This is a genomic window from Blastococcus sp. SYSU D01042 (genome assembly GCF_054050515.1).
In genome coordinates this window covers 19,171-45,323 of sequence record NZ_JBJGZM010000005.1, presented here as the reverse complement: position 1 = coordinate 45,323, position 26,153 = coordinate 19,171, and the positions used below count along the sequence as shown (strand labels likewise).

Here is a 26,153-nt window from a genome sequence, read left to right as displayed (position 1 = left end):
ACCGTACCGGGCTGTGACCTCGTCGTGACCTGGACGAGCCGGTCGCGGCCGTCCCGGTCAGCCGACCGGGACGGCGAAACCCTCGAGTGCCGCGGCGAGGGCGCCGTCGACCCGCGCGGTGAGCCGGGTTCCCCCGGCCTCGTGCGCCTCGGCGAGCACCTCGCCGTCGCGGTGGACGCGGGCGACCAGGTCACCCCGGTCGTACGGGACCAGCACGTCGACGTCGACGTCCGGGTGCGGCAGGCGGGCGGCGATGAGCTCGCGCAGCTGGTCCATGCCGGCGCCGGTGCGGGCGGACACCCAGACCGCACCGGGCAGCGCCTGGCGCAGGGTCAGGACGGCTTCCTCGTCCATCGCGTCGACCTTGTTCACGACGATCACCTCGGGCACGGCGGAGGCGTCGATCTCCTGCAGCACGACGTGCACGGCGTTGATCTGGCCCAGCGGGTCGGAGTCCGAGCCGTCGACCACGTGCAGCAGCAGGTCGGCCGCCGCGACCTCCTCCAGCGTCGACCGGAAGGCGTCGACGAGCTGGTGGGGCAGGTGCCGCACGAACCCGACGGTGTCGGTGAGCGTGTACTCCCGGCCGTCGGGCCCCTCGGCCCGCCGCACGGTCGGGTCCAGGGTGGCGAACAGCGCGTTCTCCACCAGCACGCCGGCACCGGTCAGCTGGTTGAGCAGGCTCGACTTGCCCGCGTTGGTGTACCCGGCGATCGCGACGCTGGGGGTGGCGTTGCGGTCGCGGCTGCTCCGCTGCGTGGTGCGGGCCGTGGACATGCCGGCGATCTCCCGGCGCAGCTTGCTCACCCGCGCGCGGATGCGCCGCCGGTCGGTCTCGATCTTGGTCTCACCCGGACCGCGGGTACCGATGCCGCCACCGCCGGCCACGCGGCCACCGGCCTGCCGGGACATCGACTCACCCCAGCCGCGCAGCCGCGGCAGCATGTACTGCATCTGCGCCAGCTCGACCTGCGCCTTGCCCTCCCGGCTCGTCGCGTGCTGGGCGAAGATGTCCAGGATCAGCGCCGTCCGGTCGACGACCTTGACCTTGAGCACCTTCTCCAGCTGGTTGAGCTGGCCGGGGGTGAGCTCGCCGTCGCAGATCACGGTGTCCGCGCCGGTCGCGGCGACGATGTCGCGAATCTCGGCGGCCTTGCCCGAGCCGACGTAGGTGGCGGCGTCGGGCTTGTCGCGGCGCTGGCTCACGGCCTCGAGGACCTCCGAGCCGGCGGTCTCGGCGAGGGCGGCGAGCTCGGCCAGGGAGCGGTCGGCGTCGGCCTGGGTGCCCTCGGTCCAGACACCGACCAGCACGACGCGCTCCAGGCGCAGCTGCCGGTACTCGACCTCGGTGACGTCGGCCAGCTCGGTCGACAGACCGGCGACGCGGCGCAGCGCCCCACGGGCCTCGAGGTCGTAGCTGCCGGTGGTGTCGTCGGCCTCGTCGCGCGCCGGACGCACGTCGGCGGCGCGGGCTGCCGCGGCCTTGTCCACGCGAGCCTCGGCGTCGTCGAGGATGGCGCGGTTCTGAGCGGTTGTCATCGTCTCCAGCGTTGCACGGTCGTGCGTTCCAAGCACCTGAGTTGTCATCGCCGGGTACAACGCACCACCCGCCCGGGTCCATCCCGGGTACGGCAGGCGGTCAGCCCGCGAGGTACCGCTCCGTCTGCTGCGCGGTGCTCACGAGGGCGGCCTCGCGCGGGATCGCGCCGATCTGCACGTCCTGGGCCGGCAGCGCCGCGGCCAGCGCCCAGTCGACGGCCACCCGCACCCGGTTGGTGACCGCCGGCAGCGCGTACAGGTGGTAGCCGCGGGCCACCGCCTTGGCCAGCGGCCCGCGCAGCCTGATGCCGAGCGGCTTGGCGACGGCGTCCCACCCGCCGAGGTCCGCGACCAGGCCGAGGTCGCGGTGCCGGTACGGGCGGGCGCGGCCGAAGCCCAGGTCCGCCGCGACGTTCCGGCCCAGCGCGTGCCCGTGCCGCTGGGCGTGCTGAGCGGTGGGCGGCGTCACCGGCGGTGGACCCTCGCCCCGGTTCCTCTCCGCGACGACCAGATCCGGCACCGCCGCGGCGTCCCCGGCGGCGTAGACGCCGGGCGCCGCCGGCACCCGCAGGAAGGGGTCGACGACGAGGCGGCCCCGCTGCAGCTCGCTGCCCACCCGGGTGACCAGCGGGCTGGCCACGATCCCGGCGCCCCAGATGAGGGTGCGGCTGGGCACGGTGGTGCCGTCGGTCAGGTCGATCTCGGTGTCCCGGGCCTCGCGGACGGTCACGCCCAGGCGCACGTCCACACCGCGGCGGCGCAGCGCGGACAGCGCGATGTCGCCCAGCTGCGGGCCCAGCTCGGGGAGCACGGTCGGCGCGAGGTCGACGAGCACGAAGCGGACGTCGGAGGGCGTGACCCGCTCCCAGCGCGAGGCGACGGCGGCGAGCTGGTGCTGCAGCTGGGCGACGATCTCGGTGCCCGTGTAGCCCGCGCCGACCGCGACCACGGTCATCCGCTGCTCCTTCTCCGCGCGACCCTCGGGCGTGTCGGGCAGCACGTCGGCGCGGTCCATCTGGGTGAGCAGGTGGTCGCGCAGGTAGCGGGCCTCCACCAGCGTCTTCACCCCGTGCGCCCGCTCGGCGACACCCGGGATGTCGAACTGCCGGGTGACCGAGCCGGGGACGAGGACCAGCCGGTCCCACTCGAGCGAGGTGGTGCGGGAGACGACCGCGCCGTCCTCGAGCAGGTCCACGCGCACCGTGCGGCCGGCGACGTCGAGGTCGGTGGCGCGGCCCAGCACCAGCCGGGTGCGCGGCAGCCGCTGCCGCAGCGAGACGGCGATGTGCCGCGGCTCGAGCAGGCCGGCGGTCACGTCGGGCAGCAGCGGGCTGTAGAGCATGTAGTCGGTGGTGTTGACCAGCACCAGCTCGGCGGCGTCGGCCGGGAGGCGCTTCTCGAGGGCGCGCAGGGCGTGGAAGCCGGCGAAGCCGCCGCCGACGACCACCACCCGCGGAGGGCGACCGGTCATCCCGCGAGCATGGACGGCCGCGCCGCGGGACACCACCCACGCGTGCGCCGGCCGCCCGCCGGGTAGCCGTCGACGGACGAGCAGCACGCACGGCCACCACGGACGAGGAGCGGACATGGGTGAAAGCGGATCGAGCAGCCTCGGGGCGAACAGCGAGGTGGACGACCCGGGCCGGGACCCCGAGGGCATCGGCGGACCGCCGCGGAACCCCTTCGGCGGAGCCGACCAGGACACCGGCCGCGGCGAGCCGCGGGGCACGGGCAACGTCGGACCGGGCGACAAGCCCGAGGCGCCGACCGAGGACCCGGAGAGCCGGGCGGACACCCCCGACTCGCCCTGACGCTCAGGCGTCCAGCCACTCCGGGCACAGCGAACCGGTCGACACCAGCACCGCCGGGCCGGTGAGCACCGTCGTCCGGGGGCCGATCTCCACCGTGAGGCGGCCCCCGGGCACGTCCACCACGACCGTCCCCTCGGCGAGCCCCGCGTCGGCGAGGGCGGCGAAGGCCGCCGCGCACGCACCGGTCCCGCACGAGCGGGTCTCCCCCACCCCGCGCTCGAACACCCGCAGCCGGATGTGCGCGCCGGGCTCGAGGACGTTGACCACCTCGACGTTGACGCCCTCGGGGAACAGCGCGGCGTCGAAGGAGGGCTCACGGCCCAGGTCCAGGGTGTCGACGTCGATGCCGGTCAGCGCGGCGAGGTGCGGGTTGCCCATCGACACAGCGCGGCCGGTGAACTCGTGCCCGTCGAGCAGCGCGGTCCCGGTGCCGAACTCGCGCGCCGGGCCCATGTCCACCCAGTAGCGGCCGTCAGCGGCGGCGCCGACGCGGCGCGGGCCGCCGCGGGTGCCGACCAGCACGCCGTCGGTGCACGCCGCGCGGTCGAGCAGCCCCTCGGCGACGAGCGCGTGGAGGAACAGCCGGATGCCGTTGCCGCACATCTCGGCGTAGGAGCCGTCGGCGTTGCGGTGGTCCATGAACCACTCGCACGCGTCGAGGTCCGCGCCCAGCACGGTTGCGGCGTCGGGCACGTGCACGCTGCGGACCAGGCGGAGGACGCCGTCGCCACCGAGGCCGGCGCGGCGGTCGCAGAGCCGCCGCACCACGGCGGCGTCCAGCCGCGTGCCGTCCCACACCGTGCCGTCGGGGTCGGGCAGCACGACGAAGTCGTTCTCGGTGCCGTGCCCGATCAGCACGCGCGGGGTGGCGGTCACCGGCCGATCGTACGGTCGGCGACCAGGGCGGCCGCGGCGTAGACCAGGTCCGGTCGCCCGGCGTCTAGCCAGGTGGTGGCCGGGTCGCGGCGGAACCACGAGCGCTGCCGCCGCACGAAGCGCCGGGTGGTGGTCACCGTCCGCTCGCGCGCCTCGTCGGGGGTCAGCGCGCCGTCGAACTGAGCGAGCACCTGGGCGTAGCCGAGCGCGCGCGACGCCGTCGGCCCCTCGCGCAGCCCGTCCGCGTCCAGGGCGGCGACCTCGTCGACGAAGCCGGCGGCCCACATGCGGTCGACCCGCCGCGCGATGCGCCCGTCGAGCTCGGCGGGCTCGCGGTCCAGGCCCACCACCACCGCCGGGTAGCGGGGTGCCGGCTCGGGCATCGTGGCGCGGAACGGCCGGCCGGTGATCTCGACGACCTCGAGCGCGCGGACGATGCGCCGCCCGTTGCTCGGCAGCACGGCCGCCGCGGCGGCGGGGTCGACCTCGGCGAGCCGGGCGTGCAGCGCCGCCGGGCCGAGGGCGGCCAACTCCTCCTCCAGCCGCGACCGGACGGCGGCGTCCGTGCCCGGGAAGTCCAGCTCGTCGAGGACGGCGCGGACGTACAGCCCGGACCCGCCCACCAGCAGCGGGACGACGCCGGCGGCGCGCAGCCGGTCGATCTCCGCGCGCGCCCGGTCCCGGTACTCGGCGACCGACGCCGGCTCCCGCACGTGCCACAGGTCCAACAGGTGGTGCGGCACGCCACCGCGCTCGGCCTCGTCCGGCTTGGCGGTGCCGATGTCCATGCCGCGGTAGAGCTGCATCGAGTCGGCGTTGACGACCTCGCCGCCCAGCCGGCGGGCGAGCTCCACGGCGAGCGCCGTCTTTCCCGTGGCCGTCGGCCCGACGACGGCCAGCACCGGCGGTGCTGCGCTCACCGCGCTGCCCAGTCGGCTACCAGGTAGCCGACACCGAACGGGGCGGTCGCCGCGTGCAGGTGCGCCACGACCGGGCGGTCGGCCAGAGCGGTGCCGACGGCCCGCCAGACGGGGACGCCGGCGGCCAGCAGGCGCTCGCCCTCGGCTGCGTCCAGCGCGGCGAGCGCGGCCGCGTCCCCGCCGGCCAGCGCGGTGGCGACGGCGTCGTCGAACGGCTCCGCGGCGGGGTCGAGGTGACCGGGTGCCTTGATGCTGCGCCGGGCGGAGCCGTCCCCCATCGCCAGCACGCCGACCGCACCGGGGAGGGACCGCACCAGCCCGGCGACGTCGTCGGGACCGGTGCCCAGCCGCGTCCCGGCGTACCCGGCCTCGCCCAGCAGCCAGGCGCCCAGCAGGTGCGGCAAGGGCAGCCGCCGTCCACCGGGGCGGACCCGCCCGGTGAAGGGGACCTCCAGGTCGACGCCGAAGCCCCGCAGGTCACCGGCGTCGCCGTCGCCGAAGCGGACCCCGGTGGGCGCGCCGGCCCCCGCCACGACGACCACCTCGGGACCGAACGCGAGCATCGCCGCGACCGCGTCGGCGCACGCCCGGCGGAGGGCCGCCGTGTCCGGGTCGGCCGAGCCCTCGACCGCCGGCACCAGGAGCGGCGCGGCCGGGCAGAAGGCGACGGTGACCCCGTCGGGGGCGAACGGGACCGGCGGCCTCCCGGGAACGGCACTCACAGCGAGCAGTGTCGCCGATGCGACGTGGGACACTGCCGGAGTGTCGAGCACGGACGACCCCGGCATCGGGGCGCAGCAGGCCTCTCCACCGGTTGTGGAGACTCCCGACGTGGCGAGCCCGGAGGTGGAGCAGGCACCCCTCGCGGTGACGCCGGAGGCGGGCACCCCCGAGGCGGCGACGCCCGCCGAGGCCGCCCTCGCCGACCCGACCGGCGACGCTGCCGGGCCGGCGGCGGAGCACGAGGTGGCCGTCCCGGCGGCGGAGACGCTGGAGACGGTGGCCCCCGAGGCGGCCGTCGCAGCGGTCCCCGACGCAGAGGCGCCGGCCGCCGCCGGTGCGGCCGGACCGGCCACGCCGACACCCGCACCGGCGGTGCCGACGCCCGCGTCGATCGCGCACCCCTCGGGCCCCGCCGGCGACCCGTCCCAGTGGGGCCGGGTCGACGAGGACGGCACCGTCTACGTCCGCACCGCCGAGGGCGAGCGAGCCGTCGGGTCCTGGCAGGCGGGCGAGCCCGTGGCCGGCCTGGCCCACTACGCCCGCCGCTACGACGACCTCGCCACCGAGGTCTCGCTGCTCGAGGCCCGCCTCAAGGCGCACACCGGCAACCCGGCCGAGATCAAGAGCAAGGCGCAGACCCTCGCCGACTCGATCCCGACCGCCGCCGCCGTCGGCGACCTCGACGGGCTCGCCGCGCGCGCCCGGGCGATGGTCGGCACGGCCGACTCCGCCGCGGCCGAGTCGCGCGCCGAGAAGGCCGCCGCGCGCGCGGCCCAGGTGGCCCGCAAGGAGGCGCTCGCCGCCGAGGCCGAGCAGATCGCCGCCGAGTCGACCTCCTGGAAGGCCGCCGGCGACCGGCTCAAGGCCATCGTCGAGGAGTGGAAGACCATCCGCGGCATCGACCGCAAGACCGACGAGGCCCTGTGGACGCGCTTCGCCGCGGCGCGCGACGCCTTCGGCCGCCGCCGGGGCGCGCACTTCGCCCAGCTCGACGCCCAGAAGGGCGAGGCCCGCGCGGCCAAGCAGGAGCTGATCAAGGAGGCGCAGCGGCTGTCGACCTCGACCGAGTGGGGCCCGACGAGCGCGGCGATGCGCTCCCTCATGGACCGCTGGAAGGCGGTGCCACGGACCGGCCGCGACGGCGACGACGACCTGTGGAAGCAGTTCCGCGCCGCGCAGGACGTCTTCTTCACCGCCCGAGGCGAGTCGGACAAGGCCCGCACCAACGAGGAGATCGCCAACCAGGCGCTCAAGGAGGAACTGCTGGCCGAGGCCGAGCGCCTCGACCCGTCGAAGGACCTGCGCGGTGCGCAGAACGCGCTGCGCAAGCTGCAGGAGCGCTACGACGCCATCGGGCACGTCCCGCGCGGTGTCATGCGGCAGCTCGAGGACCGCATGCAGGCCGTCGAGCAGAAGGTGCGCGGCGCCGCCGACGCCGGCCGCCCGCGTGCCGCGGCGGAGAACCCGATGGTCACCTCCATGCGCGCCGCCGTGACCAAGGCCGAGGAGCAGCTGGCCAAGGCCGAGGCCGCCGGTGACCAGCGGCGGATCGACGAGGCGCAGGCCAATCTCGCCACCCGCCGCGAGTGGCTGGCCGAGGCGGAGAAGTCCGCCCGCCGCTGAGCACCCTGCACGACACGACGCCCCCGCCCGGGAACCGGGCGGGGGCGTCGTCGTCAGGGCCCGGTCAGCAGCCGTTCGCGAGCACCGGCAGCGGCTCGGGGACGCCGATCCGCGGCATGCCGAGGGAGACGCCCGGCGTCGTCGGGCGGGTGCCCGCCTCGCTCGCGTCGCCGGCCCGGGTGCGGCGGTGGGACAGCAGCACGCCGTCGGCCACCAGGAAGTGCGGCTTGGCGTCGGTCACGACGGTCTCGACGACGTCCCCGGCGCGGACGCCGGGGTGGTGCGTGAAGTGCACCAGCCGGCCGTCGCGGGCGCGGCCGGAGAGCCGGCCGGTGGCGGCGTCCTTGCTGCCCTCCCCCGCGGCGACCAGCAGCTCCACCCGACGGCCGACCTGGGCGCGGTTCTCCGACCAGCTGATCTCGTCCTGGAGGGCGGTCAGGCGCAGGTAGCGCTCCTGGACGACCTCCTTGGGCAGCTGCTCGTCCATCTCCGCGGCGGGCGTCCCGGGGCGCTTGGAGTACTGGAACGTGAAGGCGCCGGCGAAACGGGCCTGCCGCACGACCTCGAGGGTCTGCTCGAAGTCGGCCTCGGTCTCGCCCGGGAAGCCGACGATGATGTCGGTGGTGATCGCCGCGTCGGGCATCGCCGCGCGGACGCGGTCGATGATCCCGAGGTAGCGCTCCTGCCGGTACCCGCGGCGCATCCGGCGCAGCACCTCGTCCGACCCGCTCTGCAGCGGCATGTGCAGCTGGTGGCAGACCGCGGGGGTCTCCGCCATCGCGTCGATGACGTCGTCGGTGAACTCGCGCGGGTGCGGGCTGGTGAAGCGCACCCGCTCGAGGCCCTCGATCGCCCCGGTGGCGCGCAGCAGGTCGGCGAAGGCGCCGCGGTCGCGGAACTCCACGCCGTAGGCGTTGACGTTCTGGCCGAGCAGGGTCACCTCGAGCACGCCCTGGTCCACCAGCGCCTGCACCTCGGCCAGGATCTCGCCGGGCCGGCGGTCCTTCTCCTTGCCGCGCAGCGCCGGCACGATGCAGAACGTGCAGGTGTTGTTGCACCCGACGCTGATCGACACCCAGCCCGAGTAGGCCGAGTCCCGCTTCGCCGGCAGCGTCGACGGGAAGACCTCGAGGGACTCGACGATCTCCACCTGCGCCTCGGCGTTGTGCCGCGCACGGTCCAGCAGCGCCGGCAGCGAGCCGACGTTGTGCGTGCCGAAGACGACGTCCACCCACGGCGCGCGGCGCACGATCTCGCCGCGGTCCTTCTGCGCCAGGCACCCGCCGACGGCGATCTGCATGCCGGGGTGGGCGTCCTTGACCGGCCGCAGGTGGCCCAGGTTGCCGTAGAGCCGGTTGTCGGCGTTCTCCCGCACCGCGCAGGTGTTGAGGACGACGACGTCCGCGTCGTCCCCGTCCGCGGCGGCGCGGTAGCCGGCGTCCTCGAGCAGCCCGGACAGCCGCTCGGAGTCGTGCACGTTCATCTGGCACCCGTAGGTGCGCACCCGGTAGGTGCGCGAGGGGCTCTCGACTGGGCTCTCCATGACAGCAGCGAGGGTACGGCGCGCCCGGCGGGCACCGCCCCGGCCGACCGCGTGTGCCCCGGCCGGGTGGAAGATCGGCCTTCGTTACGGCTTCGTGATCCCACGGTTCGGGATCCGAGACCATCCGCGCTTAGGGTCCCCGGGGTGACCAGCGCTCCGTTCGGAGAGCCTCTCGTCCGCCTGTCCGGCGTCAACAAGTGGTTCGGCGAACTCCACGTCCTGCAGGACATCGACCTGAGCATCGACCGCGGCGAGGTCGTCGTGGTCATCGGCCCCTCGGGCTCGGGCAAGTCGACGCTGTGCCGCACGATCAACCGGCTCGAGGGCATCGAGCAGGGCGAGATCACCATCGACGGCCAGCGGCTGCCCGAGGAGGGCAAGGAGCTCGCCCGCCTGCGCAGCGACGTCGGCATGGTGTTCCAGAGCTTCAACCTGTTCGCGCACAAGACGATCCTCGAGAACGTCAGCCTCGGGCCGGTCAAGGTCCGCAAGCAGTCGAAGGCCGACGCCGAGAAGCGCGCCCGCGAGCTGCTCGAGCGGGTGGGCGTCTCCGCCCAGGCCGACAAGTACCCGGCGCAGCTCTCCGGTGGCCAGCAGCAGCGCGTGGCCATCGCGCGCGCACTGGCCATGGACCCGAAGGTCATGCTCTTCGACGAGCCGACCTCGGCGCTGGACCCCGAGATGATCAACGAGGTCCTCGACGTGATGACGTCGCTGGCCCGGGACGGCATGACCATGGTCGTCGTCACGCACGAGATGGGCTTCGCCCGCCGCGCGGCCAACCGCGTCGTCTTCATGGACGGCGGCCGGATCGTGGAGTCCGCCGATCCGGAGTCGTTCTTCACCAACCCGCGGTCCGACCGGGCCAAGGACTTCCTGTCCAAGATCCTCAACCACTGACCCCGAAGGGATCACCCATGCGCATCACCCGCTACGCCGCGTCCGCGGCGCTGCTGAGCCTCGCGCTCGCCGCCTGCTCGAGCGACGCCGGCAACGAGGCCGAGGAGGCCGCCGAGAACACCGCCGAGGTCAACACCGAGGTCGAGTTCGACGCCGGGACCACCATGGCCGAGCTCAACGAGGCCGGCTCGATCACCATCGGCACCAAGTTCGACCAGCCGGGCTTCGGTCTGCTGAACCCGAACACCAGCACCCCCGAGGGCTTCGACGTCGAGATCGGCAAGATCATCGCCGCCGAGCTGGGCATCGAGGCCGACGACATCGAGTGGACCGAGACGGTCTCGGCCAACCGCGAGTCGTTCATCGAGAACGGCCAGGTCGACATCGTGGTCGCGACCTACACGATCAACGACACCCGCAAGCAGCGGATCGACTTCGCCGGCCCGTACTACGAGGCCGGGCAGGACATCATGGTCGCCGCGGGCAACCCCGAGGGCATCGAGGGTCCCGACGACCTCGCCGGCAAGAACGTCTGCTCGGTCGAGGGCTCGACCCCGGCGCAGAAGATCCGCGACGAGTACCCGCAGGCGCAGCTGACGCTGTTCGACGTCTACTCCAAGTGCGCCGACGCGCTGCGCAACGGCCAGGTCGACGCCGTCACTACCGACAACGTCATCCTCACCGGCCTGGTCGAGGGCGGCGCCGGAGCCTTCGAGCTCGTCGGCAACCCCTTCACGGAGGAGCCCTACGGCATCGGCCTGACGAAGGGCGACGACGAGTTCCGCGCCTTCATCAACGACACGCTCGAGGCCGCCTACGAGGACGGCCGCTGGGCCGAGGCCTGGGACCGCACCGCGGGCTCCATCACCGGCACCGAGGCCCCCGAGCCGCCGGCGGTCGACCGCTACTGATCGCACCCCCGGCACCGCCGGGTGGGCCTCCCCCACCCGGCGGTGCCGCGCGGCGCCCGCGCCGCTGACCGCCGTCCGACCGCCGCACCGCTGACCCGACCCGGAGAGGAGGCCCGGTGCAGTTCTTCGTCGACAACTTCGACCTGTTCAGGGACGCCTTCCTGACGACGCTGAGCCTCTCCCTGCTCGCCGGCGCGCTGGCGCTCGTGCTGGGCACGTTGCTGGCCGCGATGCGGGTCAGCCCCATCCCGCCGCTGCGCGGGCTGTCGACCTTCTACGTCGAGGTCTTCCGCAACACCCCGCTCACCGTCGTCTTCTTCTTCATGATCTTCGGTCTGCCGCAGATCGACTTCGTCGTGGGCTTCTTCCCCGGCGCGGTGCTGTCGGTGGGCCTGTACACCGCGGCGTTCGTCTGCGAGGCCGTCCGGTCGGGCATCAACGCCGTGTCGCCGGGTCAGGCCGAGGCCGCCCGAGCCGTCGGGCTCACGTTCGGGCAGACGCTCCGTGAGGTCGTGCTGCCGCAGGCGTTCCGCACCGTCGTCCCGCCGCTGGGCAACGTGTGGATCGCGATGGTGAAGAACACCTCGATCGCCGCCGGCTTCTCGGTGACCGAGCTCAGCTCGTTGCTGCCCCGGCTGGTCAACGCCGACCCCGGCGACCTGCTGCTGGTGCTCGTGGGCGTGGTCGTGGGCTACATGATCATCACGGTGCCGTCGGCCTGGGCCGTGCACCGCCTCGAGCGACGGGTGGCGATCCTTCGATGAGCACCCCGGTCCTGTTCGACGTCCCGGGCCCGCGGGCCCGCCGCCGCATCCGCATCGGCACGGCGATCGGCGTCCTGGCCATCCTGGGCATCCTCGCCTTCGTGCTGGTGCGGCTGAACGCCAACGGCCAGCTCGAGGGCCAGCGCTGGGCCATCCTCTTCGACGCGAACAGCGGCGTGCCGCAGCGCCTCTGGGAGGCTCTGCTGCGCACCCTCCAGGTGGCCGCGGTCGGCATGGTGTTCGCGACCCTCTTCGGGCTGCTGCTGGCCGTGGGCCGACTGTCGGACCACCGGTGGGTCCGCATCCCGTCGGCGACCTTCATCGAGTTCTTCCGCGCTGTGCCCCTGCTGGTGGTCATCTTCGCGCTGTTCTTCGTGCTGCCCGGCTTCGGCATCGACCTGAGCGCCTTCACGGCCCTGACCGGCGGGCTGGTCCTCTACAACTCCGCCGTCCTCGCCGAGATCTTCCGGGCCGGCATCCTGTCGGTCGACCGCGGGCAGCGCGAGGCCGGCTTCGCGCTGGGCATGCGCAAGTCACAGGTCATGACCCTGGTGCTGCTCCCCCAGGCGGTCCGCCGGATGCTGCCGGTCCTCGTCGCCCAGCTCGTCGTCCTGCTCAAGGACAGCTCGCTGGGCTTCATCATCGGCTACTTCGAGCTGCTCCGTCAGGCGCGCAGCCTGGTCGAGTTCTACAACCTCGGCTTCGGCAACACCTACACGTTCCAGCTCTACGTCGGTGCGGCGCTCATCTACATCCTGGTCAACGTGCTGCTCTCGCAGCTGGCCAAGTACCTCGAGCAGCGCACCCGCCGGAACCGGAAGGCCGCGGCCACCGACGACCTCGAGCTGCCTGCCGATGTGCAGATGGGCGGAGGCGGCGGACCGGTCTGATACGCCGCGGAGGCACCACCGGGGGCCGCTCGACCGCTAGGGTTCCGCGGTCGACCGCTCAGATCGTTGCGGCGCACGGGTCAAGGAGACCGGGTCGCCGTCCGATGGGAGAGGCAGGCAGCCCCCGACCGGAAGGGCCGATGCGACCGTGACCGCAACCGTGGGCCCCTCCCCGGTGACCACCGCCCCGCCGGTACCGGCTGCCCCCGCACCCGTCGCCGACCCGTCGCCCACCCGCCCCCGCTGGTGGGCCGAGTTCGCGATCATCGGCGTCCTCTACGGCGTCTACTCGCTGGTGCGCAACAGCGTCGGCGACGTCGTCGCGCGGGCGTACGCCAACGGCCGCCGCATCCTCGCCGTCGAGGACGGCTGGGGGCTGGCCCTCGAGCGGGCGCTCAACGACTGGGTGCACCGCACCGAGGTCGTCGCGGGCGCGGTCGCGCTGCACTACGCCACGCTGCACTTCCTGGTGACGCCGGCGGTGCTCGTCTGGCTGTTCTTCGCCCGCCCCGCCCGCTACCGGGTGGCCAGCGGCGTCCTGATGGTCTCCACCGCCCTGGCGCTGATCGGCTTCTACTGGCTGCCGACGGCGCCGCCGCGGCTGCTCTCCGACGAGGGCTTCGTCGACGTGATGAGCCAGACCTCCACCTGGGGCTGGTGGCCCGCATCCGGGACACCGGGGTCCGACGCCATCTCCAACCAGTTCGCCGCCATGCCCTCGCTGCACTGCGCGTGGGCGGTGTGGTGCGGGGCCGTCGTGCTGCTGCTGGCCCGGCGCACCTGGGTCCGGCTCGTCGGCGCGGGCTACCCGCTGAGCACGTTCTTCGTCGTCCTGGGCTCGGGCAACCACTACCTGCTCGACGTCGTCGGCGGGGTCGCGGTGCTGGGTGCCGGCGCCGTGCTGGTGCTGGTCGGCGTCACGACTCGGGGGCGCAGGTCGGCGGCGGGCACCGCGGACGACGTCGTCGCGTTCGCCACCGCCTGAGGCCCGACCGTCCCACCGGTACCCCGCCCGCCCCTCGGGTCCCATGGTCGGCGCGCCCTCGCAGCACGGCGTGTCGTCGTGATGAGACTGACCGTCACCATGGAGACCATCCACGCCGGTCGGCGCCGCAGCCTTCCCCCCGTTCCACGCACCGCCATCGACAGCGCGCTGCCCCTGGAGACCGTCGCGAGCGCCAGCGCCCTCCTGGCCCTGGTCGAGCCCGCCGCGCCGCTGGACGACGCGGCCGTGGACGACGCCCAGCGCTTCGTGGCCCGCCTCCGGGGCGCGGCCGGCGCGTTCGCCGCCGCAGCGGGCGCCGAGTCCGCCGTCGTGCGGGAGGCCGTCCCCCCGGCCCGGCACCGGCGGTCGCGCTGCCGGGTGGTGCTGCGCTCGGCCGACGGCCGCGAGACCGACGTGACCTTCCTCGGCGCGGTCGGCCGGCCCTCCGCCGACGAGCACCCGCGGTTCGACCTCGACATCAGCGGGTGGCTGGCGGCCGGCCAGGCCCGTGACGCGGCCTGGCTCGTGCCCGACACCGATTCGCCCGACGGCGTGGCCGTCGACCTGAGCGCCTGGCGCGCAGCGCGCTGACACGACCCGCCGGGTGCGACGGCACGCCGGGGCGAGGGAACGGGGCGTTCCGGGTTTCCGAACCCGCCGAGGTGGGCGACGATGGCGGTGCCGCTCGTACAGCCGGTCGGCGACCGCACCGTGGAACTGACCTCCGGGGGCTCAGCATGTCCCGCACCTGCACCGACCACCGCCGGGTGGGCGCCCGCCGCACGGGGAGGGCAGCCGCGTGACCGCCATCGCCCCCCGGCCCATCGTCAGCCGGCCGAGCCCCGCCGCCGCGCCGACCCGCGGCTCCCGGCTGTCGAACCTGCTGCGCACGACCGACCACAAGACCATCGGCCTGATGTACCTGGTCACGTCGTTCGCGTTCTTCATCCTCGGCGGCCTGATGGCGATGCTGATCCGCGCCGAGCTGGGCCGGCCGGAGCTGCAGTTCCTGTCGCCGGAGCAGTACAACCAGCTGTTCACGATGCACGGCACGCTGATGCTGCTCATGTTCGCGACGCCGCTGTTCTTCGCGTTCTCGAACCTGATCATGCCGCTGCAGATCGGCGCCCCCGATGTGGCCTTCCCGCGGCTGAACGCGCTGTCGTTCTGGCTGTTCCTCTTCGGCAGCCTGACCGTGGTCTCCGGCTTCCTGACGCCCGGCGGGGCGGCCGACTTCGGCTGGACGGCCTACACGCCGCTGTCCAACGTCGTGCACTCGCCGGGTGTGGGGGGCAACCTGTGGATCGGCGGGCTGGCCGTCAGCGGCCTGGGCACGATCCTCGGTGGCGTCAACTTCATCACCACGATCGTCTGCCTGCGCGCCCCGGGCATGACGATGTTCCGGATGCCGATCTTCACCTGGAACACCCTGGTGACGTCGGTCCTCGTGCTGCTGGCCTTCCCGATCCTCACCGCGGCGCTGATGGCGCTGCTCGCCGACCGGAACCTCGGGTCGCTCGTGTACTCCTCGGAGAACGGGGGGCCGATGCTGTGGCAGCACCTGTTCTGGTTCTTCGGCCACCCCGAGGTCTACATCATCGCGCTGCCGTTCTTCGGCATCATCACCGAGATCATCCCGGTCTTCGCCCGCAAGCCGCTGTTCGGCTACAAGGGCATGGTCGGGGCCACGCTCGCGATCGGGTTCCTCTCGCTCGCGGTGTGGGCGCACCACATGTTCGCCACCGGCGCGGTGCTGCTGCCCTTCTTCGCCTTCCTGACCTACCTGATCGCCGTGCCCACCGGGCTGAAGTTCTTCAACTGGATCGGCACCATGTGGCGCGGCCAGATGAGCTTCGAGACGCCGATGCTCTGGTCGATCGGCTTCATGGTGACGTTCCTGCTCGGAGGCCTGACCGGCGTGCTGCTGGCCAGCCCGCCGCTGGACTGGCACGTCAACGACTCGTACTTCGTGGTGGCGCACTTCCACTACGTCGTCTTCGGCACCGTGGTCTTCGCGGCGAACGCCGGCATCGCCTTCTGGTTCCCGAAGATGTGCGGCCGGATGCTCGACGAGCGGCTGGGCAAGTTGCAGTTCTGGATGACCTTCGTCGGCTTCCACGGCACGTTCCTCGTGCAGCACTGGCTGGGCAACGAGGGCATGCCGCGCCGGTACGTGGACTACCTGCCGACCGACACGTTCACCACGCTGAACATGATCTCGACGATCTTCAGCTTCGTGCTCGGCGCCTCGATCATCCCGTTCCTCTACAACGTGGTGCGGTCGTGGAAGTACGGGAAGCTGGCACTCCGGGACGACCCCTGGGGCCACGGCAACTCCCTGGAGTGGGCGACCTCCTCTCCCCCGCCGCGGCACAACTTCGTCGAGATCCCGCGGATCCGCTCCGAGCGGCCCGCGTTCGAGGCGCACTACCCGCACCTGATCGACCGGCTGCAGGACGAGGCGCACGCGGGCAAGCGCCACGAGCCCTACGCCGGCGTCAGCGAGGTGGGCGCCAGTGCAGGCCCCCGTCAGGGCCCCAACGACCCCGACCCCACCTGACCCCACGGGCTCTGCACGGGCAGGCCGCGGGCTCGCGGGCGGTGAGGGCACGAGGGTGCCTCCGTCAGGGGAGCAGCGCGTCCTCGTCGAGCTCGTCGAAGCCCGGGACCGCGGCCTCGTCCGCGCCGTCGTCGTCGAGGGCCTCGCGGACCACGCCGGCGGCCAGCCCGCCGCTGTAGCCCTTGCGGGCGAGCATGCCCATCAGCCGCCGGGTCGCGGTCGCCCGGTCGAGCCGCCGCATGCTCGGCAGCTTCCGGTCCACGAGCCGCCGGGCGGTCTCCCGCTCGTCGTCGTCGTCGACCGCGAGCACCGCGGTGGCGGCGACCTCGTCGTCGACGCCCTTGGCCCGCAGCTCGGCCTTGAGCGCCCGACGGGCCAGACCCCGGCCGGACTGGCGCGACCGGACCCACGCCTCCGCGAACGCCTCGTCGTCGATGAGGCCGACCTCGACGAGCCGGTCGAGCACCCTCTCGGCGGCGTCCGCGGGGACCTCGCGCTGCTCGAGCAGATCGGCCAGCTGCTGCCGTGTCTTCGGAGCGCCCGTGAGCGCCCGCAAGCACAGGTCGCGGGCGACCGACTCGGGGTCCTTCATCACCGCCGGGCCGGCACCCGAGCCGTCGACTCCGTCCGCGCCCTCGGCGCCCTCGGCGCCGGCGGCCGGGGTGGTCCGCCGCCGCGTGCCCCAGGAACTCCCGGGGCCGCGACGGCGGCCGGCGGATCGCTCGGTCACCGGCGACTCAGAAGTCGACGGCGTCGGTCACCGGCGCGTCGAGCGTCGGGCCGATGCCCAGCTTCTCCTTGATGCGCTTCTCGATCTCGTCGGCGAGGTCGGGGTTGTCCTTCAGGAAGTTGCGGGCGTTCTCCTTGCCCTGCCCGAGCTGGTCGCCCTCGTACGTGTACCAAGCGCCGGACTTCTTCACCATGCCCTGCTCGACGCCCACGTCGATGAGCCCGCCCTCGCGGCTGAAGCCCTGACCCCACAGGATGTCGAGCTCGGCCTGCTTGAAGGGGGCGGCCACCTTGTTCTTGACGACCTTGACGCGCGTGCGGCTGCCGACCGCGTCGGTGCCCTGCTTCAGGGTCTCGATGCGGCGCACGTCGAGGCGGACCGACGAGTAGAACTTCAGCGCGCGACCACCGGTGGTCACCTCGGGCGAGCCGTAGACGACGCCCACCTTCTCGCGCAGCTGGTTGATGAAGATCGCGGTCGTGCCGGAGTTGCTCAGCGCACCGGTGATCTTGCGCAGCGCCTGGCTCATGAGGCGGGCCTGCAGACCGACGTGGCTGTCACCCATCTCGCCCTCGATCTCGGCGCGGGGCACCAGGGCGGCGACCGAGTCGATGACGATGATGTCCAGCGCACCCGAGCGGATTAGCATGTCCGCGATCTCGAGCGCCTGCTCACCGGTGTCCGGCTGGCTGACCAGCAGGGCGTCGGTGTCCACGCCGATGGCGCGGGCGTACTCCGGGTCGAGCGCGTGCTCGGCGTCGACGAAGGCGGCGATGCCGCCGGCGGCCTGGGCGTTGGCCACCGCGTGCAGCGCGACCGTGGTCTTGCCGGAGGACTCCGGGCCGTAGACCTCGATCACGCGGCCGCGCGGGAGGCCGCCGATGCCCAGGGCGATGTCGAGGGAGATCGAGCCGGTCGGGATGACCTTCATGGCCACCTCGGGGCTGTCGCCCAGGCGCATGACGGAGCCCTTGCCGAACTGCTTGTCGATCTGGGCGAGGGCCATGTCGAGGGCCTTGTCGCGGTCCAGTGTCGCCATCGTGGTCACCTTCGGTTCGCGGGGAAGCGGGTCGGGTCCGACGCTAGGACGAGCCACCGACAGTTCTCGGGTGGCGACCGGAACTGTGGACATCCCGATCACCTGTGGACGCCACTGTAGGCCGAACACGTGTTCGACTGCCAGGTCGACACGCCCACGCCGTGCCGACCGCGGACCACCGGTCACACCGGCACCGGACGGCCCGCCGACGAGCCCGGTTCAGCGCTCCTTCGGCGGTACGTCGTAGGCCTCGCAGATCGCCAGCCAGACCTTCCGCACGGGGACGCCGGCGTCGATCGCCTCGAGCGCGGTGCGCCCGCCCAGGCCGGAGAAGTGGTGGTCGCGGGTGACGCTCTGGGCGCGCATCGCCCCGAACTGCTCCTCCAGGCGGGACCAGAACTCCTGCAGACGCACACCCCGACGCTAGCGCGCCGCAGCGCCTGCCCGCCGCGGCCGTCCGCCGATACGATGAGCAGGTGGTGCCGAGCAGCGGGTCCGGGACGCTCGACCTCGTGCTGCAGATCGGCATCGCCGCCGCCCTGGTGGTGACGATCATCCTGCTCATCCGCAACTACCGGGACCGCTGACCGCCCACGGTCACCTGCGCCCAGACGAGGGCCAGCGGCAGGACGAGCGCCGCGGACACCCCGGCCACCAGCCCGAAGCCGCCCTCCGCCAGGAGCGGACCGCCGACCACGCCGGCCAGGGCCGCGCCGAGCCCCATCAGCAGGTCCGCGCCGCCCTGGGCGGTCGGTCGCAGGTCGGCGTCCACGGCCCCGGTCACCAGCGCCGACCCGGCGATCAGGCCGCAGGACCACCCGATCCCGAGCAGCAGCAGGCCGGCGCCCAGCCGGACCGAGTCCGCGGGCCCGGCCGTCCCGGCCACCGCCGCAGCGGCCAGCAGGAGGACCCCGCCCAGCGCCACGACGGTCGCGGCGCCCACCCGGTCGGCCAGCAGCCCGACCAGCGGGGAGAACAGGTACATGCCGGCGACGTGCACGCTGATGACCAGGCCGACGACGCGCAGGACGGCGTCCTCCGCTCCCCCGGCGTGGCCCATGTGCACCGGGGTCATGACCATGACGCCGACCATCACCGAGTGGGCGACGACGACCGAGACCAGACCCAGTCGCCCGGCCGGGGTGGCCCAGACCGCGCGCAGCGCCGTCCCGGTCCCGGTGCGCGGGGGCGGCCCGCCGGTCCCGCCCCCCAGGCGGCGGGCGACCAGCAGCGGGTCGGGGCGCAGCAGCGCCCACAGCCCGAGGGCGACGACGGCGAAGACCACCGCGGAGACGACGAAGGCCCCGGCCAGCGCCGGCAGCCCGAGCGCGGTGCCCAGGTCCGCGCCGGGCGCCGCCAGGTTCGGCCCGAGGACCGATCCGACGGTCGTCGCCCAGACCACGAGCGACAGCGCCCGCCCGCGGTGCTCGGGCGTGGCCAGGTCGGCCGCCGCGTAGCGGGCCTGCAACCCGCACGCGGTGGCCGCGCCGAAGAGGAACAGCCCGACCAGCAGGAGCAGGAGCGAGGAGGCCGCGGCGGCCGCGACGGTGAGCACCGCGCCGAGGACGCCCAGCGCGTAGCCCACCGCCAGCCCGGCGCGCCGGCCGGCGGTGCCGCTGATCCGCGCGAGCGGGACGGCGAGGACGGCGGCGCCCAGCACGCCGGCGGTCTGGCCGAGCCCGGCCGCGCTGTCGGTGCCGGCGACGTCGCGGGCCAGCAGCCCGCCGGCGGTGATGCCGACGGTCACGCCCAGCCCGGCGAGGGCCACCGCGCCGCCGAGGACGCGCACCGTCCGCTGCTGCGCCGCAGCGACGTCGGTGCCCTCGATCCCAGCCTCCGGCCGCACGGCCGGGAGTCTGCCGCACCGGACCGGTCCCGGGCACCGCACCAGCAGGTCCCCGGTCGGGTGTCCCGGCCCGTTCCGACCGGCGAACTGTCGTACCCCGCGGGGACACTGGTCGCGTGGCCCGCCGTCCCGCCCCCACCTCGGCGCTCGACCGGTTCTCGGAACCGACCCGAGCCTGGTTCACGGGCGCCTTCCAGCAGCCGACCGCGGCGCAGGACGGCGCCTGGGACGCGATCAGCAGCGGCGAGCACGCCCTCGTCGTGGCCCCGACCGGGTCGGGCAAGACGCTGGCCGCCTTCCTCTGGTCGCTGGACCGGCTCAGCACGACCGAGCCGGTGGACGAGCAGTCGCGTTGCCGCGTGCTCTACGTGTCCCCCCTCAAGGCGCTCGCCGTCGACGTCGAGCGCAACCTGCGCGCCCCGCTGACCGGCATCGGGCAGGCCGCGGCCCGCCTCGGCCTGCCCCGCCCCGAGATCCGCGTCGGCATCCGGTCCGGCGACACCCCCGCCGACGAGCGGCGCGCCTTCGCCAAGCGGCCCACAGACATCCTCATCACCACGCCCGAGTCGCTGTTCCTGCTGATGACCAGCGCCGCCCGCGAGGCGCTCCGCGGCGTCGAGACGGTGATCGTCGACGAGGTGCACGCCGTCGCCTCCACCAAGCGCGGCGCGCACATGGCGGTCACGCTCGACCGGCTCGACGAGCTGCTCGAGCGCCCCGCGCAGCGGATCGGCCTGTCCGCGACGGTGCGGCCGATCGAGGAGGTGTCCTCCTTCCTCGCCGGCGGCCGGCCGGTGCGCGTGGTCGCCCCGGCCTCCACCAAGCAGTGGGACCTCTCGGTGGTCGTCCCGGTCGAGGACATGAGCGAGCTGGGGCAGCCCACCGGCGAGCTGGAGGGCTCGGCGGCCGGCAACCAGCCGCGCAGCTCCATCTGGCCGGCGGTCGAGGAGCGGGTGCTTGACCTGGTCGAGGCGCACCGCAGCACCATCGTCTTCGCCAACTCCCGGCGGCTGGCCGAGCGGCTGACGAGCCGGCTCAATGAGCTGGCGTACGAGCGCGCCACCGGTGAACCGGTCCCACCGGGGACCAACGCGGCCGCCCTCATGGCGCAGGCCGGCTCGGGCGGCGGCACGCCCGAGGGCTTCCAGCCGGTCGCCGCCGCCCACCACGGCTCGGTCTCCCGCGAGCAGCGGGCCATCGTGGAGGAGGCGCTCAAGTCCGGGCGGCTGCCCGCCGTCGTCGCGACCTCCAGCCTCGAGCTCGGCATCGACATGGGCGCGGTCGACCTCGTCGTGCAGGTCGAGTCCCCGCCCACGGTCGCGGCCGGGCTGCAGCGCGTCGGCCGCGCCGGGCACCAGGTCGGCGCGGTCAGCCGCGGCGTGCTGTTCCCCAAGTACCGCGGCGACCTGGTGCAGTGCGCCCTGGTCGCCGAGCGCATGAAGGAGGGCGCGATCGAGTCGATCCGCTACCTGCGCAACCCGCTCGACGTCCTCGCCCAGCAGGTCGTCGCCATCGTCTCGGAGCGCCCCCGCACCGTCGACGAGGTCGCCGGACTGGTGCGCCGGTCGGCCGCCTTCAGCTCGCTGCCGGACTCCGCGCTGCACGCCGTCCTCGACATGCTGGCCGGGCGCTACCCCTCCGACGCCTTCGCCGAGCTGCGCCCGCGGCTGACGTGGGACCGGGTCACCGACACCCTCACCGCGCGGGCGGGTGCGCAGCGGCTGGCGGTCACCAGCGGCGGCACGATCCCCGACCGCGGGCTCTTCGGCGTCTTCCTCGTGGGCGGCGAGGGCACCGGTGGACGCCGGGTCGGCGAGCTGGACGAGGAGATGGTCTACGAGTCGCGCGTGGGCGACGTCTTCCTGCTGGGCTCCTCCTCCTGGCGGATCGAGGACATCACCCACGACCGGGTGCTCGTCACGCCGGCCCCCGGGCAGCCCGGCAAGATGCCGTTCTGGCACGGCGACGCCCCCGGCCGGCCGCTGGAGCTCGGGCGGGCGCTGGGCGCCTTCCTGCGCGAGGTGGGGACGGCGGCGCCCGAGACCGGCCTCGAGCGTGCGGCGGCCGCCGGGCTCGACGAGTGGGGCGCGGCCAACCTGCTCGCCTACCTGACCGAGCAGAAGGCCGCGACCGGCCACCTCCCCGACGACCGGACGCTGCTGGTCGAGCGGTTCCGCGACGAGCTCGGCGACTGGCGGCTGGTGGTCCACTCCCCCTTCGGCGCGCAGGTCAACGCGCCCTGGGCGCTCGTGCTCGCCGCGCGGCTGCGCGAGCGCTACGGCGTGGACGTGGCGAGCATGCACTCCGACGACGGCATCGTGCTCCGCCTGCCCGACACCACCGGGGAGCCGCCCGAGGCCGACCTCGCCGTCCTGGACCCCGACGACGTCGAGCGCGAGGTGACCGCGGAGGTCGGCACCTCGGCGCTGTTCGCCAGCCGCTTCCGCGAGTGCGCCGCGCGCGCCCTGCTGCTGCCCCGCCGCGACCCGCGCCGCCGCACGCCGCTGTGGCAGCAGCGCCAGCGGGCCGCCCAGCTGCTCTCGGTCGCCAGCGAGTTCGCGTCGTTCCCCATCACGCTGGAAGCGGCCCGCGAGGTGCTGCAGGACGTCTACGACGTCCCGGGGCTGGTCGAGCTGATGCGCGACGTGCGGTCCCGCCGGGTGCGCGTGGTCGACGTGCAGACCGACACCGCCTCGCCCTTCGCCCAGTCGCTGCTGTTCGGGTACGTCGGACAGTTCCTGTACGAGGGCGACGCGCCGCTGGCCGAGCGCCGCGCCCAGGCGCTGGCCCTCGACACCGGTCTGCTCGCCGAGCTGCTCGGCCGCACCGAGCTGCGCGAGCTGCTCGACGGCGAGGCGATGGCCGAAGTCGAGTCCGAGCTGCAGCGGCTCCCCGAGCAGCGGCACCCGCGCGACGTGGACGGCGCCTCGGACCTGCTGCGCGGCCTCGGCGACCTGAGCCCGGCCGAGGCGGCGCTCCGCGGAGTGCCGCAGGAGTGGCTGGACGAGCTGGTCGACGCCCGGCGTGCCCTGCGGGTGCGCATCGCCGGCGAGGAACGGCACGTCGCCATCGAGGACGCCGGCCGGCTGCGCGACGCCCTGGGCACGGCGCTCCCCGTCGGCGTGCCCGAGGTCTTCACCGAGCCGGTCGCCGACCCGCTCGGCGACCTCGTCGGCCGGTACGCCCGCACCCACGGCCCCTTCCAGCCGGCCGAGGTGGCGGCCCGGCTGGGGCTGGGCGTCGCCGTGGTCACCGCGACCCTGCAGCGGCTCACCGCCACCGGCCGGCTGGTGGCCGGCGAGTTCCGGCCGGGCGGCACCGGGCAGGAGTGGTGCGACGCCGAGGTGCTGCGCTCCATCCGCCGGCGGAGCCTGGCCAGGCTCCGCCAGGAGGTCGAGCCCGTCCCCATCGGCACGCTGGCCCGCTTCACCCCCTCCTGGCAGGGCATCGGGGGCCGGCTGCGCGGCACCGACGGGGTCCTCGCCGTCGTCGAGCAGCTGGCCGGCGCGATCGTGCCGGCCAGCGCGCTGGAGTCGCTGGTGCTGCCCTCGCGGGTGCGCGACTACTCCCCCGCGATGCTCGACGAGCTCACCAGCGCCGGCGAGGTGCTCTGGGCCGGTGCCGGTGGCCTGCCCGGTGGGGACGGCTGGATCAGCCTCGTGCCGGCCGACCTCGCCCCGCTGCTGCTGCCCGAGCCGCTGGAGCTGCCCGAGGCCGGGGGTCCGCTGCTCGACCTGCTCGCCGGGGGCCAGGCGCTGTTCTTCCGCGGCCTGTCCGACCTGCTCGGCGCGACCGACGACACCGGGCTGGCCGACCTGGTCTGGGACCTCGTCTGGGCCGGCGCGCTGACCAACGACACCCTGGCGCCGCTGCGCACCCGGCTGGGCGGCGGGGGCACGCACAAGAGGGCGCCCGCGCCGCCGCGGGCCCGGCTGGACCGGGGCCGGGCCGGGCGCACCCGGCTGGGCCGGCCGGCGATGCCCACCCGCACCGGCCCGCCCACGGTCGCCGGGCGCTGGTCCCGGCTGCCCGACCGCGAGCCCAACGCCACCCGGCGGACGACCGCCCGGGCCGAGGCGCTGATCGAGCGGCACGGCGTGCTGACCCGCGGCGCGGTGATGGCCGAGCAGGTGGCCGGCGGCTTCCCCGCGGTCTACCCGGTGCTGCGCGCCTTCGAGGAGAACGGCCGCGCCCGGCGCGGGTACTTCGTCGAGACCCTCGGGGCCGCGCAGTTCGGCACCCCGGGCTCGGTCGACCGGCTGCGCAGCTTCGCCGCGCCGGACCGGGGACCCGGCGGCGCGGTCGTGCTCGCCGCCACCGATCCGGCGAACGTCTACGGCGCCGCGCTGCCGTGGCCGGACCGGCCCTCCGCGGCCGATGTCGACGCCGTCGACCTCGGTGAGGGCACCGGATCCACCCGCAAGGCGAACGGCCACCGGGCGGGGCGCAAGGCCGGGGCACTGGTCGTCCTGGTCGACGGCGAGCTCGTCCTCTACGTCGAGCGCGGCGGCAAGACGCTGCTCTCCTGGACCGAGGACGAGCAGACCCTCAAGGAGGCCGCCACCGCCTTGTCCGGAGCCGTCAGCGCCGGAGCACTGGGCCGGATGATCGTGCAGAAGGCCGACGGCGCCTCCGTGCACGAGTCGACACCGCTGTCCGCGGCGCTGCAGGCGGCCGGCTTCAGCGCCACGCCGCGGGGGCTGCGGCTGCGCGGCTGAGCGGCGGCAGCCCGAGCGGACGGCTCAGGGGCCGGCGTCCCAGAGCAACCGGTAGTACGCCATCCGCTCGGGGTCGGGGTCGACGCCGTACGCGTCGAGCAGCGGCCGCTCCCAGCCCGGCCCGTAGTTCCACCCGGCGCTCCACGCGGCCACCGCGAGGTCGGCCCAGCGGTCGGCGACGCCCAGGGCGCCGAGGTCGACGTGCCCGGACCACGTCCCGTCGTCACCGACCAGGGTGTTCGGTGCGCAGGCGTCGCCGTGGCAGACGACCAGCCGGTCGACGTCGGGCACATCGGCCAGGCGGGCCAGCACCTCGACCGCGGACAGCCCGGCGTGCTCGGGCTGCCACAGGTCCCTCGGCCGCCGCGCCGCGTGCTGCCGCGCCTCGGCCACCCGGGCCGGCGCCGACCAGTCGAACGGGCACCCGTCCGCCGGAAGCGCGTCGTGCAGCGCCCGCAGCCCGGCGCCGACCGCCCGGACGGCGACGCCCGGCTCGGCCAGCCAGCGCTCGTCGACGGCGCTGCGACCGGGCAGCCCCGCGGTCACCAGCCACTCGCCTTCGCGGTCGCGACCGTGCGCGAGGACGACCGGCACCGCCGCGAAGCCGGTGGCCCAGCGCAGCCGCTCGGCCTCGTCGCCGAGCTGCAGCCCGCTGCCGGCCGGCGCCCACTTGGCGAAGCGCCGCCCGGGGCCCTCGCCCAGCTGCCAGGTGAGCCCGCCGAGCTGGTTGCGCCAGACCGCGCGCAGCGGCACCGCGCCGGCCACGGCGGCCACGGCCGAGGGCACCGGCACCGGCTCGGTGGGCGGCCCCGCTGTCATCCCGGCGATGCTGCCACGTCCGGGCGCGGACGCAGCGGCCCGCACACCGGGCAGCGGTGCTCCCACCGCGAGGGGATCATGGTCGGCGTGCCCGAGGGAGACACCGTCTGGTTGGCGGCCAAGCGCATGGACCAGGCCCTGGCCGGCGCGACCCTGCGCCGGGGTGAGTTCCGCCTGCCCCAGCTCGCCGCGCTCGACCTCGCCGGCGTCACGGTCCGGGAGGTCGTGCCGCGCGGCAAGCACATGCTCATCCGGCTGGCCGACGACCGCACGCTGCGCACCCACTACCGGATGGACGGCAGCTGGCACATCTACCGGCCGGGCGCGCGGTGGCGCGGCGGGCCGGCCCACGACGTCCGGGTGGTGCTGGCGACCGACGAGTGGGAGTGCGTCGGCTACCGGCTGCACGACGTCGAGATCGTGCCGACCGCCGACGAGGGGCGGCTGGTGGGGCATCTCGGCCCCGACGTCCTCGGGCCGGACTGGGACCTGGACGAGGCGCTGCGGCGGCTGCGCGGCCACCCGGACGAGCAGGTCGGCGTCGCCATCCTCGACCAGCGCAACCTCTGCGGTCCGGGGAACCTGTACAAGGCCGAGGCGCTGTTCCTCTGCGGGGTCCACCCGTGGGCGCGGGTGGCCGACGTCGACGACCGGCTCGAGCCGCTGGTCACGCGCGCCCGCACCCTCATGCTGGCCAACCGCGACCACCCGGAGCAGAGCACCACCGGCGACCTGCGCCGCGGCCAGGACCACTGGGTCTACGGTCGCAAGGGCAAGCCGTGCCGCCGCTGCGGCACGCCGGTCCTCGTCGGCGACCAGGGTCCGCACCTGCAGGAACGCGTCACCTACTGGTGCCCGCGCTGCCAGGCGGCGCGTTCCCCGGTCGACCCGCTCGCGCGCACCGGGGAGCCGGGCCGGCCGCGCCCGGTGGCGACGCCGGGCTGACCGGCGCCGCC

At 74.5% G+C, this 26,153-nt stretch carries 22 protein-coding genes; 11 read left to right on the top strand and 11 right to left on the bottom strand.

What is annotated here, in order from left to right; translation table 11 throughout:
* Nucleotides 1-57 precede the first annotated feature (57 nt).
* Together hflX and ACI79H_RS11145 are read right to left on the bottom strand one after the other, a co-directional pair.
* Nucleotides 58-1,539 (bottom strand): GTPase HflX, encoded by a 1,482-nt coding sequence (hflX, locus tag ACI79H_RS11150; RefSeq protein WP_456554451.1) that lies wholly within the window; start codon nt 1,537-1,539, stop codon nt 58-60.
* 100 nt (nt 1,540-1,639) lie between these two features.
* Complete coding sequence (locus ACI79H_RS11145; protein WP_456554450.1) at nt 1,640-3,010, bottom strand: NAD(P)/FAD-dependent oxidoreductase; 1,371 nt, start codon at nt 3,008-3,010, stop codon at nt 1,640-1,642.
* Nucleotides 3,011-3,125: 115 nt separating this feature from the next.
* Here ACI79H_RS11145 and ACI79H_RS11140 point away from each other — a divergent pair, with 115 nt between their 5' ends.
* On the top strand, nt 3,126-3,350 hold the full coding sequence (locus ACI79H_RS11140) for a hypothetical protein (RefSeq protein ID WP_456554449.1): 225 nt from the start codon (nt 3,126-3,128) through the stop codon (nt 3,348-3,350).
* Nucleotides 3,351-3,353: 3 nt separating this feature from the next.
* Here ACI79H_RS11140 and dapF read toward each other — a convergent pair whose 3' ends face one another.
* The 3 genes from dapF to ACI79H_RS11125 are packed head-to-tail and all read right to left on the bottom strand — an operon-like array spanning nt 3,354 to nt 5,868.
* Nucleotides 3,354-4,226: a diaminopimelate epimerase gene (gene dapF / locus ACI79H_RS11135; protein WP_456554448.1), complete on the bottom strand. Its 873-nt coding sequence runs from the start codon at nt 4,224-4,226 to the stop codon at nt 3,354-3,356.
* Nucleotides 4,223-5,146 (bottom strand): tRNA (adenosine(37)-N6)-dimethylallyltransferase MiaA, encoded by a 924-nt coding sequence (gene miaA, locus ACI79H_RS11130; protein ID WP_456554447.1) that lies wholly within the window; start codon nt 5,144-5,146, stop codon nt 4,223-4,225. Before miaA ends, dapF begins: the two co-directional genes overlap by 4 nt.
* Nucleotides 5,143-5,868, bottom strand: coding sequence for a hypothetical protein (locus tag ACI79H_RS11125; RefSeq protein WP_456554446.1), 726 nt, complete (start codon nt 5,866-5,868; stop codon nt 5,143-5,145). Before ACI79H_RS11125 ends, miaA begins: the two co-directional genes overlap by 4 nt.
* A 109-nt stretch (nt 5,869-5,977) precedes the next feature.
* Between ACI79H_RS11125 and ACI79H_RS11120 the strand changes: the two genes are divergently transcribed.
* Nucleotides 5,978-7,492: a DUF349 domain-containing protein gene (locus ACI79H_RS11120; RefSeq protein WP_456554445.1), complete on the top strand. Its 1,515-nt coding sequence runs from the start codon at nt 5,978-5,980 to the stop codon at nt 7,490-7,492.
* A 64-nt stretch (nt 7,493-7,556) separates the two neighbouring features.
* Here ACI79H_RS11120 and miaB read toward each other — a convergent pair whose 3' ends face one another.
* Nucleotides 7,557-9,035, bottom strand: coding sequence for a tRNA (N6-isopentenyl adenosine(37)-C2)-methylthiotransferase MiaB (gene miaB, locus ACI79H_RS11115; RefSeq protein WP_456554444.1), 1,479 nt, complete (start codon nt 9,033-9,035; stop codon nt 7,557-7,559).
* A 144-nt stretch (nt 9,036-9,179) separates the two neighbouring features.
* Between miaB and ACI79H_RS11110 the strand changes: the two genes are divergently transcribed.
* The 7 genes from ACI79H_RS11110 (at nt 9,180) to ctaD (ending at nt 16,045) form a co-directional block, all read left to right on the top strand.
* On the top strand, nt 9,180-9,935 hold the full coding sequence (locus ACI79H_RS11110) for an amino acid ABC transporter ATP-binding protein (RefSeq protein ID WP_456554443.1): 756 nt from the start codon (nt 9,180-9,182) through the stop codon (nt 9,933-9,935).
* Nucleotides 9,936-9,952: 17 nt separating this feature from the next.
* The gene (locus ACI79H_RS11105; RefSeq protein WP_456554442.1) at nt 9,953-10,846 is read left to right on the top strand and encodes a glutamate ABC transporter substrate-binding protein; all 894 of its coding nucleotides are present in this window, start codon (nt 9,953-9,955) and stop codon (nt 10,844-10,846) included.
* A gap of 116 nt (nt 10,847-10,962) precedes the next feature.
* Nucleotides 10,963-11,610, top strand: coding sequence for an amino acid ABC transporter permease (locus ACI79H_RS11100; RefSeq protein ID WP_456554441.1), 648 nt, complete (start codon nt 10,963-10,965; stop codon nt 11,608-11,610).
* Entirely contained in the window at nt 11,607-12,500 is an 894-nt protein-coding gene (locus ACI79H_RS11095) for an amino acid ABC transporter permease (protein WP_456554440.1), read from the top strand. The genes ACI79H_RS11100 and ACI79H_RS11095 overlap by 4 nt, the downstream gene beginning before the upstream one ends.
* A 148-nt stretch (nt 12,501-12,648) precedes the next feature.
* Nucleotides 12,649-13,485, top strand: coding sequence for a phosphatase PAP2 family protein (locus ACI79H_RS11090; RefSeq protein WP_456554439.1), 837 nt, complete (start codon nt 12,649-12,651; stop codon nt 13,483-13,485).
* Nucleotides 13,486-13,566: 81 nt separating this feature from the next.
* Nucleotides 13,567-14,076, top strand: coding sequence for a hypothetical protein (locus ACI79H_RS11085; RefSeq protein WP_456554438.1), 510 nt, complete (start codon nt 13,567-13,569; stop codon nt 14,074-14,076).
* A 208-nt stretch (nt 14,077-14,284) separates the two neighbouring features.
* On the top strand, nt 14,285-16,045 hold the full coding sequence (ctaD, locus tag ACI79H_RS11080) for an aa3-type cytochrome oxidase subunit I (protein WP_456554437.1): 1,761 nt from the start codon (nt 14,285-14,287) through the stop codon (nt 16,043-16,045).
* A 64-nt stretch (nt 16,046-16,109) separates the two neighbouring features.
* On the opposite strand, the gene ACI79H_RS11075 is transcribed toward ctaD, so the two are convergent.
* The 4 genes from ACI79H_RS11075 to ACI79H_RS11060 form a co-directional block, all read right to left on the bottom strand.
* Nucleotides 16,110-16,775, bottom strand: a complete 666-nt coding sequence (locus ACI79H_RS11075) for a regulatory protein RecX (protein WP_456554436.1) — start codon at nt 16,773-16,775, stop codon at nt 16,110-16,112.
* Between the two features lie 7 nt (nt 16,776-16,782).
* Nucleotides 16,783-17,814, bottom strand: coding sequence for a recombinase RecA (gene recA / locus ACI79H_RS11070; protein WP_456554435.1), 1,032 nt, complete (start codon nt 17,812-17,814; stop codon nt 16,783-16,785).
* 219 nt (nt 17,815-18,033) lie between these two features.
* Nucleotides 18,034-18,228 (bottom strand): DUF3046 domain-containing protein, encoded by a 195-nt coding sequence (locus ACI79H_RS11065; RefSeq protein WP_456554434.1) that lies wholly within the window; start codon nt 18,226-18,228, stop codon nt 18,034-18,036.
* 157 nt (nt 18,229-18,385) lie between these two features.
* Nucleotides 18,386-19,660: an MFS transporter gene (locus ACI79H_RS11060; RefSeq protein WP_456554433.1), complete on the bottom strand. Its 1,275-nt coding sequence runs from the start codon at nt 19,658-19,660 to the stop codon at nt 18,386-18,388.
* 116 nt (nt 19,661-19,776) lie between these two features.
* Here ACI79H_RS11060 and ACI79H_RS11055 point away from each other — a divergent pair, with 116 nt between their 5' ends.
* Nucleotides 19,777-24,378 carry an ATP-dependent helicase gene (locus tag ACI79H_RS11055; protein ID WP_456554432.1) on the top strand — a complete coding sequence of 1,534 codons (4,602 nt, stop codon included), beginning with the start codon at nt 19,777-19,779 and terminating at the stop codon, nt 24,376-24,378.
* Nucleotides 24,379-24,402: 24 nt separating this feature from the next.
* Here ACI79H_RS11055 and ACI79H_RS11050 read toward each other — a convergent pair whose 3' ends face one another.
* Nucleotides 24,403-25,197 (bottom strand): phosphotransferase, encoded by a 795-nt coding sequence (locus ACI79H_RS11050; protein ID WP_456554431.1) that lies wholly within the window; start codon nt 25,195-25,197, stop codon nt 24,403-24,405.
* 87 nt (nt 25,198-25,284) lie between these two features.
* Between ACI79H_RS11050 and ACI79H_RS11045 the strand changes: the two genes are divergently transcribed.
* On the top strand, nt 25,285-26,142 hold the full coding sequence (locus ACI79H_RS11045; protein ID WP_456554430.1) for a DNA-formamidopyrimidine glycosylase family protein: 858 nt from the start codon (nt 25,285-25,287) through the stop codon (nt 26,140-26,142).
* The last annotated feature ends 11 nt before the right edge of the window (nt 26,143-26,153 follow it).

Coding starts and splice junctions, on each gene's coding strand:
- hflX (WP_456554451.1), bottom strand. CDS start 1,539: ATGACAACCGCTCAGAACCGCGCCATCCTCGACGACGCCGAGGCTCGC.
- recA (WP_456554435.1), bottom strand. CDS start 17,814: ATGGCGACACTGGACCGCGACAAGGCCCTCGACATGGCCCTCGCCCAG.
- ACI79H_RS11105 (WP_456554442.1), top strand. CDS start 9,953: ATGCGCATCACCCGCTACGCCGCGTCCGCGGCGCTGCTGAGCCTCGCG.
- ACI79H_RS11085 (WP_456554438.1), top strand. CDS start 13,567: ATGAGACTGACCGTCACCATGGAGACCATCCACGCCGGTCGGCGCCGC.
- ACI79H_RS11145 (WP_456554450.1), bottom strand. CDS start 3,010: ATGACCGGTCGCCCTCCGCGGGTGGTGGTCGTCGGCGGCGGCTTCGCC.
- ACI79H_RS11095 (WP_456554440.1), top strand. CDS start 11,607: ATGAGCACCCCGGTCCTGTTCGACGTCCCGGGCCCGCGGGCCCGCCGC.
- miaB (WP_456554444.1), bottom strand. CDS start 9,035: ATGGAGAGCCCAGTCGAGAGCCCCTCGCGCACCTACCGGGTGCGCACC.
- ACI79H_RS11140 (WP_456554449.1), top strand. CDS start 3,126: ATGGGTGAAAGCGGATCGAGCAGCCTCGGGGCGAACAGCGAGGTGGAC.
- ACI79H_RS11050 (WP_456554431.1), bottom strand. CDS start 25,197: ATGACAGCGGGGCCGCCCACCGAGCCGGTGCCGGTGCCCTCGGCCGTG.